This window comes from Treponema sp. UBA6852, assembly GCA_002449305.1.
Lineage (GTDB): Bacteria > Spirochaetota > Spirochaetia > Treponematales > Treponemataceae > Treponema_D.
On sequence record DKDI01000045.1, the window covers coordinates 337 to 14,617 of the forward strand.

Annotated in this window: 13 protein-coding genes and 1 pseudogene; 12 read left to right on the forward strand and 2 right to left on the reverse strand. The window is 41.7% G+C overall.

What is annotated here, in order from left to right; genetic code table 11:
- A pseudogene (locus B3209_RS10025) lies at positions 1-331 on the reverse strand (hypothetical protein); the annotation flags it as partial.
- A gap of 512 nt (positions 332-843) precedes the next feature.
- Here B3209_RS10025 and B3209_RS10030 point away from each other — a divergent pair.
- The 7 genes from B3209_RS10030 to B3209_RS10060 all read left to right on the forward strand — a co-directional run bounded on the left by B3209_RS10030 (position 844) and on the right by B3209_RS10060 (position 7,946).
- Positions 844-1,722 carry a substrate-binding domain-containing protein gene (locus B3209_RS10030; protein WP_296090543.1) on the forward strand — a complete coding sequence of 293 codons (879 nt, stop codon included), beginning with the start codon at positions 844-846 and terminating at the stop codon, positions 1,720-1,722.
- Positions 1,723-1,804: 82 nt separating this feature from the next.
- Positions 1,805-2,656, forward strand: a complete 852-nt coding sequence (gene pstC, locus B3209_RS10035; RefSeq protein ID WP_296662536.1) for a phosphate ABC transporter permease subunit PstC — start codon at positions 1,805-1,807, stop codon at positions 2,654-2,656.
- 157 nt (positions 2,657-2,813) lie between these two features.
- Positions 2,814-3,650 (forward strand): phosphate ABC transporter permease PstA, encoded by an 837-nt coding sequence (gene pstA / locus B3209_RS10040; protein ID WP_296662538.1) that lies wholly within the window; start codon positions 2,814-2,816, stop codon positions 3,648-3,650.
- On the forward strand, positions 3,643-4,398 hold the full coding sequence (gene pstB / locus B3209_RS10045) for a phosphate ABC transporter ATP-binding protein PstB (protein WP_296662540.1): 756 nt from the start codon (positions 3,643-3,645) through the stop codon (positions 4,396-4,398). The genes pstA and pstB overlap by 8 nt, the downstream gene beginning before the upstream one ends.
- 45 nt (positions 4,399-4,443) lie before the next feature.
- Positions 4,444-5,103 carry a phosphate signaling complex protein PhoU gene (phoU, locus tag B3209_RS10050; RefSeq protein ID WP_296090536.1) on the forward strand — a complete coding sequence of 220 codons (660 nt, stop codon included), beginning with the start codon at positions 4,444-4,446 and terminating at the stop codon, positions 5,101-5,103.
- Between the two features lie 218 nt (positions 5,104-5,321).
- Positions 5,322-6,437 (forward strand): hypothetical protein, encoded by a 1,116-nt coding sequence (locus tag B3209_RS10055; protein ID WP_296662541.1) that lies wholly within the window; start codon positions 5,322-5,324, stop codon positions 6,435-6,437.
- Between the two features lie 213 nt (positions 6,438-6,650).
- Positions 6,651-7,946 (forward strand): leucine-rich repeat protein, encoded by a 1,296-nt coding sequence (locus tag B3209_RS10060; protein ID WP_296662561.1) that lies wholly within the window; start codon positions 6,651-6,653, stop codon positions 7,944-7,946.
- Between the two features lie 333 nt (positions 7,947-8,279).
- On the opposite strand, the gene B3209_RS10065 is transcribed toward B3209_RS10060, so the two are convergent.
- Positions 8,280-8,972: a DUF6261 family protein gene (locus B3209_RS10065; RefSeq protein WP_296662543.1), complete on the reverse strand. Its 693-nt coding sequence runs from the start codon at positions 8,970-8,972 to the stop codon at positions 8,280-8,282.
- Positions 8,973-9,383: 411 nt separating this feature from the next.
- Between B3209_RS10065 and B3209_RS10070 the strand changes: the two genes are divergently transcribed.
- The 5 genes from B3209_RS10070 to B3209_RS10090 all read left to right on the forward strand — a co-directional run bounded on the left by B3209_RS10070 (position 9,384) and on the right by B3209_RS10090 (position 14,258).
- Entirely contained in the window at positions 9,384-9,659 is a 276-nt protein-coding gene (locus B3209_RS10070) for a type II toxin-antitoxin system RelB/DinJ family antitoxin (protein ID WP_296662544.1), read from the forward strand.
- Positions 9,656-9,919, forward strand: coding sequence for a Txe/YoeB family addiction module toxin (locus B3209_RS10075; protein ID WP_296662546.1), 264 nt, complete (start codon positions 9,656-9,658; stop codon positions 9,917-9,919). The genes B3209_RS10070 and B3209_RS10075 overlap by 4 nt, the downstream gene beginning before the upstream one ends.
- Before the next feature lie 71 nt (positions 9,920-9,990).
- Positions 9,991-12,054: an EAL domain-containing protein gene (locus B3209_RS10080; RefSeq protein ID WP_296662548.1), complete on the forward strand. Its 2,064-nt coding sequence runs from the start codon at positions 9,991-9,993 to the stop codon at positions 12,052-12,054.
- A gap of 86 nt (positions 12,055-12,140) precedes the next feature.
- Positions 12,141-12,836 (forward strand): response regulator, encoded by a 696-nt coding sequence (locus B3209_RS10085; protein ID WP_295796194.1) that lies wholly within the window; start codon positions 12,141-12,143, stop codon positions 12,834-12,836.
- A 3-nt stretch (positions 12,837-12,839) separates the two neighbouring features.
- Positions 12,840-14,258 carry a sensor histidine kinase gene (locus B3209_RS10090; protein WP_296662550.1) on the forward strand — a complete coding sequence of 473 codons (1,419 nt, stop codon included), beginning with the start codon at positions 12,840-12,842 and terminating at the stop codon, positions 14,256-14,258.
- The last annotated feature ends 23 nt before the right edge of the window (positions 14,259-14,281 follow it).

Consider the following 14,281-nt stretch of genomic DNA (forward strand, 5'->3'; position numbering starts at 1 on the left):
GCCTAAGGAGCTTTGAATGTATCTTTACCTCCGTCGGGGGAGAGCTGCATTCATCAAGCCGCGGCGCAAATCCTGTAACCTCGCCGGCAAAAACCTCATGGACGTCATCCTTGTATCCAAGGTGTATTGAGACCTCGCTTCCTATGGCAAATGTGCCGTCGTTGCAAAAGTCCAAAGGTGAACTTCCGAACAAAATGCTCGCAGTCCCGGCAAAGTCTAGCCTGTCATGTATATGGATTCTTTTCAGCGCGCCCTCGTAGCCTGTGTCAAGGCGCCTGCCGTCAACATAGGCTATCCAGACCGGCGTAAGTGTTCTGTTCTCTCCTGGCATTTTGCAACACCTCTTGTTTTATCTTTTTATATACAATGAATTATACAATGGCTTGGCGATTTAGTTAATAGCTAAAAAATAATCTTGACCTTTTAGCTTTATATGCTTAGAATTTATGCATGATATTTGGAGTATTCGTGTTTTAAATATCAGTTTGAGTTTATATCCTGCGCGCTCAATTCTAAACCTAACTAGACTTCAAAAAAAATCAAATTAGATTCACAATGTAATGCAACTAGATTATGGTGCTTAACACTTTAGTAATTGTATCTGATTTCTAAAGGTACAGGCTGCTATGCCTTACGCTACAGTTTATCTGGGGCGTAAGCACATCGCTCAGCATGGGTCGTTGCTGTTTTCTTTTTCTTTCCGCTTATTCAATTTGCGCATTCAGCAACAAAATTCACTTCTATTAAAAATTAACACAATTCTAACAATTCAATAACCTTCAAAAAACACAGCCTCTTTAGATTTTTCATCGTAAAACAAAAAACCGAACGGAGGTTTGAACTATGAAAAAGACTATGTATGCTGCGCTCAGCGCAATCACACTGGCAGTTTTAGGCGGAACATTATTTGCCGCTCCTAAAAAAGACAAAAACTTCGGAAAGAAAAGCGTTGTTCTTATAAGCCGCGAAGAAGGAAGCGGAACAAGAGGCGCATTTGTTGAGCTTTTCGGAATTGAAATGAAAAACGCGGAAGGCAAAAAAGTTGACTTCACTTCTGAAGAAGCCGACATTACAAACAGCACAGAAGTAATGCTCACTTCAGTTGCAGGAAACAAATACGCAATTGGCTATGTTTCTCTAGGCTCTCTGAACAAAACTGTAAAGGCTTTAAAAATTGAAGGAGTTTCTCCAAGCGTTTCAAGCATTAAAAACGGAACTTATAAAATTTCCCGCCCGTTCAACATCGTAACAAAAGAAACCGGACTTTCAGAAAACGCTTCTGATTTTATCCGCTTCATTCTTTCAAGCGACGGACAAGCAATTGTTGAAGCCAACGGCTACATCAGCGCAGCTCAAAATCCGGCTTATATTGCAACTGGCAAAAAAGGAAAAATCACTGTGGCTGGTTCTTCAAGCGTAACTCCTGTAATGGAAAAACTTGCTGAAGCCTACGAAAAACTGAACCCGGAAATCAAAATTGAAGTCCAGATGTCGGACAGCACAACCGGCGTAAACAGTGCGCTCAACGGAGTCTGTGAAATCGGAATGGCAAGCCGTGAATTAAAAGATAGCGAAAAAGCAAAAGGCGCGCTTCAGACAAAAATTGCAATAGACGGAATCGCAGTAATCATCAACAAGGAAAACCCAACAGAAAGCGCATCGATTCAGTCAGTCAAAGACTTGTATATTGGAACAATTTCAAAATGGGGCGATGTAAAATAAGTTCCACATCGTAAACAAAAATTGCAGTGCAAATCCAGTTCGGACAAGCGCTGCAATCCAGTTCTTTTAAAAGCAGTAAATTATGAAAAACAAATATATAGAACAGACAATGCGATTCGTTTTTCTTGCGGCAGCGTGCGTTTCAATCGCGGCTACAATAACAATCTGCATTTTTCTGTTTGCAAACGGCGTTCCTGCCATGCTTAAAATCGGACTAAAGAATTTCATCTTTGGTTTAAAGTGGAAACCTTCCATAGACCTCTACGGAATTTTCCCGATGATTGTAGGCTCAATTACGGTAACGCTCGGGGCATTAATTCTGGGAGTTCCGCTCGGGCTTTTTACAGCGGTTTTTCTTGCACGCTACTGTCCAAAGAAAATCTACAGCTTTTTTGAAAGCGGCGTAAAACTTTTGGCTGGCATTCCTTCTGTAGTCTACGGTTTCTTCGGCCTTACAGTTATAGTTCCTGCAATCAGAAATACGTTCGGCGGAAACGGAACTTCAATTCTTGCCGCTTCGATTGTCCTTGCGATAATGATTCTTCCAACAATAATAAGTGTAAGCGAATCTTCAATACGGGCTGTTCCTTCGCTTTACTTTGAAGGTTCCCTCGCATTAGGAGCTTGCAAAGAACGAAGCATTTTTCTTGTTGAACTCAAAGCGGCAAAAAGCGGAATCATGGCAGGAATAATTCTTGGAGTGGGACGCGCTGTTGGAGAAACAATGGCAGTCATCATGGTCGCAGGAAACCAGGCGATTCTTCCACGCAGCCTTGTAAAAGGAATCAGAACGCTTACAGCAAACATCGTTCTTGAAATGGGATACGCCGCGGACTTGCACAGAGACGCTCTCATTGCAACTTCTGTAATTCTGTTTATTTTCATTTTGATTATAAACTTGTGCTTTTCACTCTTAAAAGAAAAGAAGGAGTAGCAGATGAAAACAGTCAAAAATGTCGTCAGTTTTCATCTTTTAAAGTTTGCGTTGCAAACTTTTTTATCAACTGCAATTTCTCACTACGTTGCGGAATTGCTTAAAAAGTCAAATCGAAAGTTGAAACTTTCTCATTGACTTTTTATGGGAGTAGCAGATGAAAACTTCGCAAACATTTCAGTCAAAAGTTCTAAAGACGCTTGTGCTTGGAGCTGGAATTTTTACAATTGCAATTTCGTGCGGAATCGTAATCTACATTCTTGCAAGAGGAATTCCAAATTTAAATTTGTCGCTTTTCAGTATAAAGTACACAAGCGAAAACAGCTCGCTTTTTCCGGCATTGATAAACACGCTTTCGGCAACAGCAATAACGCTCGCAATAGCAGTGCCAATTGGAATTGGAGCCGCAATTTATTTAAGCGAATACGCATACCGCGGAAGCAAAATCGTAAAGGCAATCAGACTTGCAACAGAAACATTGTCTGGTATTCCTTCAATCGTGTACGGACTTTTCGGATTTTTGTTTTTTGTAACTTTCCTGCACTGGGGATTTTCTTTGCTTGCCGGATGCTGCACGCTCGCGATTATGATTCTCCCGGTAATCGTTCGCACAACAGAAGAAGCCTTGCTTTCCGTAAACGACAGCTACCGAGAAGGAAGCTTCGGGCTTGGAGCCGGAAAACTCCGCACTGTATTTTGCATTGTTCTGCCTTCTGCAGTTCCCGGAATAATAGCTGGAATTGTATTAGGCACAGGACGCATTGTTGGAGAAACAGCAGCTTTAATCTATACAGCAGGAACAGTCGCGCGGATTGCAGGCGGAATGCAAAGCGGAAGAACTCTCGCAGTCCACTTGTATGCGCTTTGGAGCGAAGGTCTTGCAACAGGACAGTCTTATGCAACGGCGGTAATTCTTCTTGCAATAGTTCTAATTTTGAACTGGCTAAGTTCTCTTCTTGAAAAAATAATCACAAGGAAAAACAAAAATGAATAAAAGCAAAATATCAGTCCAAGACTTAAATTTATTCTATGGAAACTTTCAAGCTCTTTACGATGTAAATCTTGAAATTCCTGCAAACATGGTTACAGCGTTCATCGGACCAAGCGGCTGCGGAAAATCAACATTGCTAAAAACTTTCAACAGAATGAACGACCTTGTTGTAGGCTGCAGAACAGAAGGCAAAGTTTTAATAGACGGCGAAAATATTTTTGAAAACATAGACGTAAACCTGCTCAGAAAAAAAGTCGGAATGGTATTTCAAAAACCGAATCCGTTTCCAATGAGCATTTACGACAACATCGCTTACGGTCCGCGCACTCACGGAATCAAACGCAAAAGCGAGTTGGACAACATCGTTGAAAAAGCCCTTCAAGACGCGGCAATCTGGGACGAAGTAAAAGATAGGCTGAACAAAAGCGCGCTAGGACTTTCCGGCGGACAGCAGCAGCGCCTTTGCATTGCACGCGCTCTTGCAATAGAACCGGAAGTGCTTTTGATGGACGAGCCTACAAGCGCGCTAGATCCAATCAGCACAAGCAAAATAGAAGACACAATCGCTGAGTTAAAAAGCAAATACACAATTGTAATTGTAACCCACAACATGCAGCAGGCAACCCGCGTAAGCGACTTAACGGCATTCTTTCTGCTTGGAAAAGTGATTGAATACGGACAGACGGAACAAATATTCAGCGCGCCAAAAAACAAAAAAACGGAAGATTACATCACAGGAAGATTCGGCTGATATTTTTCAAAACAGAAAAGCAGAAATTTCTACAAGAGGAAAAAGATGAGAAACAACTTTAACTTGCAGCTAAATGAACTGCACGAAGACTTAAAAAAAATGGGAACACTTTGCGAAGACTGCATAACGTTTGCAACCCAGTCGCTTCTACTTGGAGATACAGAACTTGGAGAGCGCGCAATTCAGGCGGAAAAACAGACAGACATAATGGAAAAAGAAATTCAAAATCTTTGCATGAGAATTCTTTTGCAGCAGCAGCCGGTAGCAAGCGACCTTAGAACAATAAGCGCGGCAATCAAAGTAATCACCGACATGGAAAGAATCGGAGACCAAGGAAGCGATATTGCAGAACTCATAAAGAAAACGCAAATTCCATTCGAAGCCTTCAACTCTCACATCGCGGCAATGGCGGACTGCATAATTCGCATGGTAACAGGCAGCGTGGAAAGCTTTATCAAACAGGATGTGAAACTTGCCAAGCAAATTGCAGACCTTGATGACCAGGCGGACGATCTTTTTATACAAATCAAAAACGATATTCTGGACATGATGTCTGGAAAAACAAAGCACGACCGCGCATTCGGCGAAAAAGCTCTCAATACATTGATGATTGCAAAATATCTTGAGCGCATAGGAGACCACGCCGTAAACATAACTGAATGCACACAGATGGCAGTAGGACCCAAGAACGCGCAGCAGGAATAAAAAGCAAAGCTGAACCATTTCAAGCCGCCAGAAAAATCCCCGGACAACCGGGGATTTTTTTATGAAAAAACAGTAAGCGAAAATTCACCAAAAGTTTATTTTAATCTAACAAAAATCAAACAGAAGAATTTTATTTTTTTGCCAACAAAGAAATAAATCTGCAAAAGCAAAAACATTGCAGATTTCATCAAGCAAATCTTTAAGATAGGAGTTATCTTATGAAAAAACTTTTGGCTGCATCCGTTGCAGGAATTCTTGTATGCGCATCAGTTTTCGCACAGAAAGTTTCGCTCACAAACACATTCGGGGCAAATGACGACAACACAGGAAACGGAGACTTTCTTGAGTTCAACAGAAAAGTAAAAGACAACGGAGATTTGGACGACGGATTTGAAAACGAAGAAGCCCACGTAGACAACAGGCTTCAGCTCGACTTTTCTTCTGAAAAACTTGACGGAAGAGTCCGCATGGAAACTTACGGACTTAAGCTCAACGGAAAAGAATCCACAACAAGACTCCGTGGCTTTGTTCGCTTTTCACCATTTGAACAGATTAAGCTTGCGCTCGGAAACGAATTCTTTACAAAAATTACAGCAGACGCAGCTTACCTTGGAGCGGCAGACGACACGCCAAAATGGGGACGCATGGCAGAAAACGGATTTGCAGTTGTAGCTCTTCCAGTTGAAGGATTTAAGATTTCCGGCGGAATAAGAGGAAACACAGAATACGACAACAACGACAAGTACCGCCTTGACTTCGGAGCGCAGTACGCAGCAAAAGACCTCGTAACTTTCGGAGCAACAGCAAAAAGCGTAACTAACGACGACCGCACATTCGGCTTGTTCGCTGGAATCAACAGCATCCAGAACATGATGCTCAACCTTGGCTTTGTATACAACGCAAACGACACAGACTTCATTCCAGAAGAAACAAAATACGCACTCACATTCTCAGCAGGATACGAAATGAAGGACGCAGGATTTTCAATTTACGCTGATGTTGTTTCAGGACTTTCAAGCAAGTACATTGACAAGGAATACAAAACAAGCGACTTGAAAAACGACAAAGGCGACAAGGGAATTCCGTTCCAGGCAAAGCTCCTTGCAAACTACGCACTTACAGAAGCCACAACACTTTCGCTTGCTGTAACAGAAGCCACAGTTATTGGATGGGACGATGCTTACACAACAACAGTTTACCCTTACGCAACATTTGCGCTTCCACAGAACATGGGAGATCTGGACATGGGCGTAAGAATGGAACTTACAAGCGACGGACTTACAAAGTTCTCAATTCCTTTCAGCTGGAAATGCAAGTTCATAAATAAGAAATAACAGATTCCCTTGTCAAGCAAGGGAATGACAAAACAACCTGTCCGCATGGCTTGCCTCCTTTGCCATGCGGATTTTTTTTCATTTTTTTTGCCGTTTAAGTTGTCATTTCAAATAAACTCATTATAATTATAGACATACAACAAAATTCTATTTTTTAAGGAAACAAAATGAAACTTAACGTTCACCCCCCCCCATTGGATTTTAGCCTGCATTCTGGCTCTTAGCCTTGCATTTACATTCCCTTCCTGTTCCGACGGCTCAAGCGGAAGTTCTGATGATGAACAGACAGCACTTCCAACCTACACCGTAACTCTTGACGCGAACGGCGGAAATCTTGGCGAATTGCAAAACATTACCGAAGTTGCCGGAACGGAAATCACGCTTCCTGCCGGAACTGCGTTTACACAAGACGGATTTGACTACATTTTTGCAGGCTGGAACACAAAACCGAATGCGACCGGCAAAAACTACGCGGCTGGCGAAAAAATCACGCTGACCTCAAACATCACCCTCTACTCAAAGTGGGGGCTTACGGCTGAGGATGCGCTCAAAAAAATCCAAAGCATTACAGAAAGCGGCGTGCATACGGTAAGCATTGTGGGAAACGTCGCGGACTGCATCGCAAAGACCGACAGAGATACTCTTTCTCAAATGCAGGAGGCGCTCTGGGCGTTGCAGCAAAGTTATCCGGATGCAAGAATCATACTTGACCTGAGCGGAACTGATGACCTTACGGCGGTTCCTGCTGATGCGTTCAATGGCAGGTCTAAGTTTAACTGTGAAAATCTTTCGGGCATCATTCTTCCTCAAAGCGTCAAAAGTATTGGAAGCTATGCATTTAACATGTGTATAAATCTTGTAGATGTGGTTCTGCCAAAAACTCTTGATTCTGTTGGAAATTATGCTTTTCTTTGCTGTTATAGCCTGACGGAAATTGTCATTCCAGAAGGTGTTTCGGAGCTTGGTATCATTTTTGATTTCTGTACAAGCCTGAAGAATGTGTCGCTTCCTTCATCATTGAGAAAACTCACTAGTACATTTTATAACTGTAGTTCACTAGAAAAAATCGTAATTCCCGAGGGAGTGGAAACTCTAGGATATTCTGTATTTTACAATTGCAGTTCGCTTGTAGATATAACGCTTCCTTCCACATTGAAAGAATTTGAAGAGCAGCCTATTTTTGGCGAATCTCTGGCTTTTTTTTCTTGCAAAAGCCTTAAAAACATCGTGATTCCGGACGGTGTAACTAAACTGTCAACAGCACTTTTCTATGAATGCTCCTCGCTGGAAAGCATAACAATTCCCGCCAGCGTTACAGAAATAAGCAGAGGCGCATTCGGCTTATGTACAAACCTCAAGACAGTAAACTACAAAGGCACAAAATCCGACTGGGAAGCAATTAGCATAGATACCAGAAATTCAAGCGATGAAGAAAACGCAAACATCGCGCTGTCCAGAGCAACCATAATCTGCACCGACGGCAGAATAGAGCCAACAACAGGCGAGTAGACTTGTCATTGTCGTGCTTGACCTTTGCCATTGTCGGACTTGATCCGACAATCTCGTGTGGATAGATTGCCCGGTCAAGCCGGACAATGACACGGAGTTTGTGTCAAAGCAAGGGAATGACATTGGTAATACACCGGGGAATGGCAGTGTGTTTTGTCATCCTCCGGCTCGACCGGAGAATCTCAGGTGTGGAGATTCTTGATCTAGTTTGCTACGCCAACATCGCAGCATCAAGTGCGGGAATGACATTGAAATCAAGCCGGGGAATGACAAAATGAAGTGCCATTGCCAAAGTAGAGATTGCCGTGTCGTAGCACGGCAATGACATTGAAATCACGTCGTGGATTTTTTTGTTTTCGGGACTGCGCTGTTCAGTTTTTTTATCTGGCGTTCCACATTCTGCGCAAAGTTTCCGTAGGCGGCATTGTCCGCAATCGACATGGCAGAAAGATACGGAACAAGTTTTTCGTTTATTGTGCGCACAAGCCTACCCTTTATGGAATACGCGCTTTCGTTTTTTAACGCCCTGCTGCGCACAAACTCATCGTTCGCCTTGTAAAAGTCATCCTCGGCATTCCGCAAAGCCTGAATCAGTTCCGCCACGCCTTCCAAAGCCGCAGCGTCATTTTTTTCCTGCTCCCTTGAAAAATCCTCCAGCATGCTTTCAATAAGCGAAGACTTTGACGAATAGTTTTCCGAAGTGATTTTAAGACCGTACTTTTTAAACACAGCAAGAAGATGTTTTGCGCACTCTCTTTTTTCCGCAGAAGGAAACACCGCGTATCCTTTTAAAAGCGCATTCAACTTCCTGATTTCCTCATTGCGCGCCTTGTCTTTTTCCGAAAGAGAACTTTTCACCGTGTCCTGCATAATCGCCGTAGTAATTTCCGCGGAAAGCCTTTCAATCTCGCTGAACGTTTCCGCAAGAAATTTGTCCTCAATTCCAAAATCCTTGTAAAGCCGCACAAAATAGTCCGAAAGCCCGTCCGCCGCCGTTACATGAATTGAATTTCTAAGCTTATTCATCGCTCCTCCAGTCAAAATCACCATGATTTTTACAGAAAACAAATATTTTTTAACAAAATCAAAATGATTATGTGTAAAAATAAATATTTTTAAAAAAAATCAAAATAATTTTATTAAACATAACATATTTTTTAAAATAATCATAATGATTTTTGAAGAAAATAAATATTTTTAATAAAAATCACTGTGATTTTACAAGAAAACAAATAATTTTACAAAAAATCACCGTGATTGTAGTAAATAATAAATGTTTTTAATAAAAATCATAATAATTATGTTAGGGAAATATTACTCTCCACCTTAAATTTTCATGTTATTGTCTAAGTTTTTATAAACAATCAATTTATCACATCATTTGCACTTGATTTTGCATTAAAACAGACATATATTTGTAGCAACAGGAGGCGCAATATGACAAATCTTACAATAAGGCTTAACCAGAACGACAAAAATGAATTTGCCACAATCTGCGACAAGATCGGCCTTTCGGTTTCCGCGGCATTCAACGTTTTTGTTAAAGCGGTGATTCACGAGCAGCGCATTCCGTTCGAGCTTTCCGCACGAGACGACAGCTTTTACTGCCCGGCGAACATCCGCCACCTTGAGCAGCTCAAGAAACTTGACGACGAAGGCAAGCTTCATTTTTCAGAACATTCGATTGAGGAAATTGACATGATGGCTGAATGAAGAAAGAATTCTATGACTTGGCTTGGGAGCAGATTGAATACTGGCAGAATCAGGACAAAAAGACGCTGAAAAAAATCTCAAGGCTTCTTGCCGACATCGAACGCAACGGAAACACAGGGCTTGGTCATCCTGAGCCGCTGAAGGGAAATCTTTCAGGCTGGTGGAGCCGCGAAATTGACGAGAAAAACCGCCTTGTCTACAAAATCGATGGAGACAGCATAAAAATCTATCAGTGCAAGAATCATTACAACGATAAATAGCCCCCGCACTTCAAACTGATTTTTAACACAATCAACACAAAGACAAAACACTCGGCGCAAATAATGCCTGCATGAACTTTGATGAAATATTGTCTAGCAAAAATCTTTACACTGTTTTTCAGCCGATTGTCTCGCTGGAAACTGGAGACGTATTTGCTTACGAGGCTCTCACTAGAATTGACGAGTCGGTTTACATCGGAAGCATAAAAAATCTGTTCAAAATTTCCGAGGACGCAAGCCTTTCATGGCAGCTTGAAAAAAAGTGCATAAAGTCCGCGCTCAAGACTGCAAGAGCTTTGGGGCTCAAGCGCAAGCTGTTCCTGAACATAAATCCAAACGTTCTCATGGAAGAAGAGTTTCAGGAAAACTACATCAAAAGCAAGCTTGAAAAAAACGGAATAGAGCCGTCAAGCATTGTGTTTGAAATAACAGGCCAAAAGCTCACAGGCTCGGAACAAAAGCTTTGCGATGCCGTTTCGCATTTTAAAAGAGAAAAGCTCAAGCTCGCAATTGACGACATCGGAGAATCCCACGCCGCGCTAAACAGAATCTGCACACTGAATCCGGACTTTATAAAAATCAGCATAGATTTGGTTCAGTCAGTTCACAAAGACAAAGTAAAAAAGGAAATCGTAAGAAGCCTGAGCGCGTTCTGCAAAAACTCTGGAATAAAGCTGATTGCCGTTGGAGTTGAAACAGAAGAAAACCTTGCTGCAATTATGGAGCTTGGCATTCCTTACGCCCAGGGATTTTTTACAGGAAAGCCGGAACGCGTTTTTACCAAGACAAGCAAAGAAGCGTTTGTAAGAATAATTTCGTACCAAAACAAAAAAAGCGCAAAGTTCGTTGAAGAAAAAAAGAGCAGCGCAAAGAAAAAGCCACAGGGAATTGTCCCCACAGAAGGAATAAAGCAAGACAGCCGCCCGATTTCTCAAATCACAAGAAAAGGCATGACGATTCCAGAAACAATGGCAGTTGCGGACGTTCTTGCCCTCTTTGATGCGAACCCTGAAATTTCAATCTTTACAGTTGTGGACACAGCAAGCAAGGTCATAGGAATTATTCCGCGCATTACGCTGTTTAAGGTTTTAGGCACTCAGTACGGATTCAGCATTTATTCCAAAAAGCCCATTTCGCGCCTAATGGTTACGGACTATCTTGCGGTTGAGTTTTTTGAGCCGGTGGAAGTTGTTGCATCCAAGGCAGCTTCCCGTGCAGAAGAGCATCTTTACGATCCGATTGTCGTTGAGCAGAACGGAATTTATTTTGGCGTTGTAATATTCAAGGACCTGCTTGAAATCATCGTTAATGTTGAAGTTCTTGAACGCACGCAGGAGCTTAACAAGACAACAAGAAAGCTTTTGGAGCAGGAAGCAATGCAGCTGCGCGACTTAAAGCTTGCCGAGATTGTTCAGAAAAGCATTTACCCTAGCCGCGCGCCAAAAACTTCCAAGTGGGACTGCGCATATATTTTTAAACCCATGGCTTCTGTTTCTGGCGATGTCTATGACTTTTACTATGATGAAAAAGGCAGCTTGAACGGTGCTGTGCTGTTCGATGTTTCCGGGCATGGAGTTGCTTCCGGGCTTGTGGGAATTCTTTCCAAATATCTTGCAAAGGACACTTTCCGCGAAAATAAAAACGAGGAGCTTAGCGAGCTTGCAAGAACGTTCAACAAAAAACTCATAAAGGAAAAGGCGAATGTTGAAAACTATCTTACAGGAATTCTTCTGCGCATAAAGGACAATAAAATTGAATACGTGAATGCCGGGCACACTGACTTGCTTTGTCTGGACAATAAAAGAAAAGTTTCAATTGCAGGCGGTACGGACGGAAGTTTCAGAGGCTCGTTTCTTGGAATTGAAGGATTGCCAGACAACTTTGAAACCGTAGATATTCCGCTTGAAAAAGACTCGTGCTACATAATGTTCACGGACTGCCTTACAGAAAGCCGAAACCTTGCAGGAGATGAGCTTGGCATTGAGCTTCTTCAAAAGATTCTTGCAAGAGCTCCTCAAGGAACAAGCGCAAAACAGCTTTTGGAATATTTAATCGATGTGTTCGAGGCGTTTACAGAAGCCGTTCCTTTGCGCGACGACCTTACAGTTATTATTCTTAAGTATCTTGGCGAATGAAAAAATAAAAGGCGTGTTAAAATTTAACAGAGTTTTAACATTCCAAATATTGAAAACCTGTGCGTTTGTTCTATAATGAAATTACTATGAAAATACTTATTGTAGATGACGAAGAGCCAATCCGCGAGCTTATTAAATACAATGTTGAAAAACAAAAGTACGAAACATTCACGGCGGAAAACGGACAGCAGGCACTGGAACTTTGCCGCAACAAAAATCCAGATCTCATAATTCTTGATCTTATGCTTCCAGACATGAGCGGGCTAGACATCTGCCGCATTATCAGAAATGACAGTTCCATAAAGGACATTCCAATCATCATGGTTACAGCAAAGACAGAAGATTCCGACATTGTAACCGGGCTTGAGCTTGGAGCGGACGACTATGTAACAAAGCCGTTCAGCCCGAAAGTTCTGCTTGCAAGAATCCAAAGTGTTCTGCGCAGAAAGGGAAATTCAATCCGCTCAAATTCAGACGAGGATATAAAAATCCGTTCGCTTGTAATTTCACCGCTCAAGCACAAAGTTACGCAGGACGGAAAAGAAGTGGAACTTAGCGCAACGGAATTTTCTATTCTTGAATTTCTTGCGCGCCACAAAGGGCAGGTTTTTAGCCGCCAGCAGATTATCAACGCTGTAAAAGGCTCAAGCTATCCTGTAACAGACCGCTCAATTGATGTTCAGATTCTAGGCATAAGAAAAAAAATCGGAGACAGTCCGGAAAGCTTAAATCCGTTCATTGAAACTTTGCGCGGCGTTGGCTACAGAATTTGCGAGGAATAATATATGCACAGGACTTTAAAAATCCACACGTTGCTTTTTGTCTTTAACGGAATTTTGCTTGCATCAGGATTCACGGTTTTGCTTTTTGTGTGCCTATGGGCGTTAGAAAGCACCGCTGTTGATCAAACAGAAGCAAATCTAAAGTCGTTCGCGCATTCACTTGCAAAAATTATTCCTCAAGATGAAAAAAACGCGGACACTTTTATAAAGGAACTTACGCATTCCGACAACTCTTTCAGGATTACGCTTATAAATCAAGACGGAACAGTTGCAGCGGATTCAGTTTCTAATCCAAGCGAAATGGAAAACCACAGCTACAGAAAAGAAGTGCGACTTGCTCTGTCAGGAAAAGAAGCAAGTTCAATTCACACAAGCTCTACAAACGGAAAAAGATTCATGTACTATGCGATTCCGCTTTCTGCAAACGAAGTTTTTTCCGCGCTTAGAATTTCCATGCCAGTTGAAGAAACTGTATTCTTTTCATCTTCCACAAAAAATACTTTTGTAATTTCAACAATTCTGATTTTTGCGCTTGTGCTGCTTGTTTCATTTTATATTTCAAGTAAAACTGTGCGCCCGATTTTTCTGATGAAAAAGGCAACGGAAGAATACGCAAAAGGCAACTTTGATTTTTACCTGAACATTTCTTCTCCTCAGGAAATGGCGGAACTTGCCCAGTCGTTCAATTCAATGAAAGACAGAATAACGCAGAACATTCAGAGTTTAAAGAAAGTTGAGCAAATCCGAAAAGATTTTGTTGCGAACGTAAGCCACGAACTAAAAACGCCGGTAACTTCAATAAAAGGATTCACGGAAACTTTGCTTGACGACGGAATAAACGAGCCTGAAACCGCAAAGCATTTTCTTGGAATTATAAATACGCAGTGCGAGCGTCTCATAAATATAATAGAAGACTTACTAACATTAAGCCGTCTTGAAACAGACAACGGAGTTCTTGAAACTGTAAAAACAAATCTTGTGCAGATTGCAAAAAAAGCCTGCTCAAATCTTGAAAGCGCGGCAAGTGAAAAACAAATCAAAATAAATTTCAGCTCAAACAAAAAAGAAATTTTTATAAAAGGAAACCCAGGACTTCTTGAGCAGGTAATAACAAATTTAATTGACAACTCGGTAAAATACTGCCCGGACAAAAGCATTGTTTCCTGTTCTATTTCTGAAAATTCCGGCAAGACAAAAATAATCGTGGAAGACAACGGAAACGGAATTCCAGATGAATACAAGGATAGAATTTTTGAAAGGTTCTACAGAGTTGACAAAGGCAGAAGCCGCGAGCATGGAGGAACTGGACTTGGACTTTCAATTGCAAGGCACATTGTAAATATTCACGGCGGAACTATAAAAGAAACAGGACGGCCGGACAAAAAGAAAGGCGCGCATTTTGAAATAGAGCTTCCGCTTTAAAATTTTTCAGCCAACTGCGGTTA

Coding starts and splice junctions, on each gene's coding strand:
- B3209_RS10030 (WP_296090543.1), top strand. CDS start 844: ATGAAAAAGACTATGTATGCTGCGCTCAGCGCAATCACACTGGCAGTT.
- pstC (WP_296662536.1), top strand. CDS start 1,805: ATGAAAAACAAATATATAGAACAGACAATGCGATTCGTTTTTCTTGCG.
- pstA (WP_296662538.1), top strand. CDS start 2,814: ATGAAAACTTCGCAAACATTTCAGTCAAAAGTTCTAAAGACGCTTGTG.
- pstB (WP_296662540.1), top strand. CDS start 3,643: ATGAATAAAAGCAAAATATCAGTCCAAGACTTAAATTTATTCTATGGA.
- phoU (WP_296090536.1), top strand. CDS start 4,444: ATGAGAAACAACTTTAACTTGCAGCTAAATGAACTGCACGAAGACTTA.
- B3209_RS10055 (WP_296662541.1), top strand. CDS start 5,322: ATGAAAAAACTTTTGGCTGCATCCGTTGCAGGAATTCTTGTATGCGCA.
- B3209_RS10065 (WP_296662543.1), bottom strand. CDS start 8,972: ATGAATAAGCTTAGAAATTCAATTCATGTAACGGCGGCGGACGGGCTT.
- B3209_RS10070 (WP_296662544.1), top strand. CDS start 9,384: ATGACAAATCTTACAATAAGGCTTAACCAGAACGACAAAAATGAATTT.
- B3209_RS10075 (WP_296662546.1), top strand. CDS start 9,656: ATGAAGAAAGAATTCTATGACTTGGCTTGGGAGCAGATTGAATACTGG.
- B3209_RS10080 (WP_296662548.1), top strand. CDS start 9,991: ATGAACTTTGATGAAATATTGTCTAGCAAAAATCTTTACACTGTTTTT.
- B3209_RS10085 (WP_295796194.1), top strand. CDS start 12,141: ATGAAAATACTTATTGTAGATGACGAAGAGCCAATCCGCGAGCTTATT.
- B3209_RS10090 (WP_296662550.1), top strand. CDS start 12,840: ATGCACAGGACTTTAAAAATCCACACGTTGCTTTTTGTCTTTAACGGA.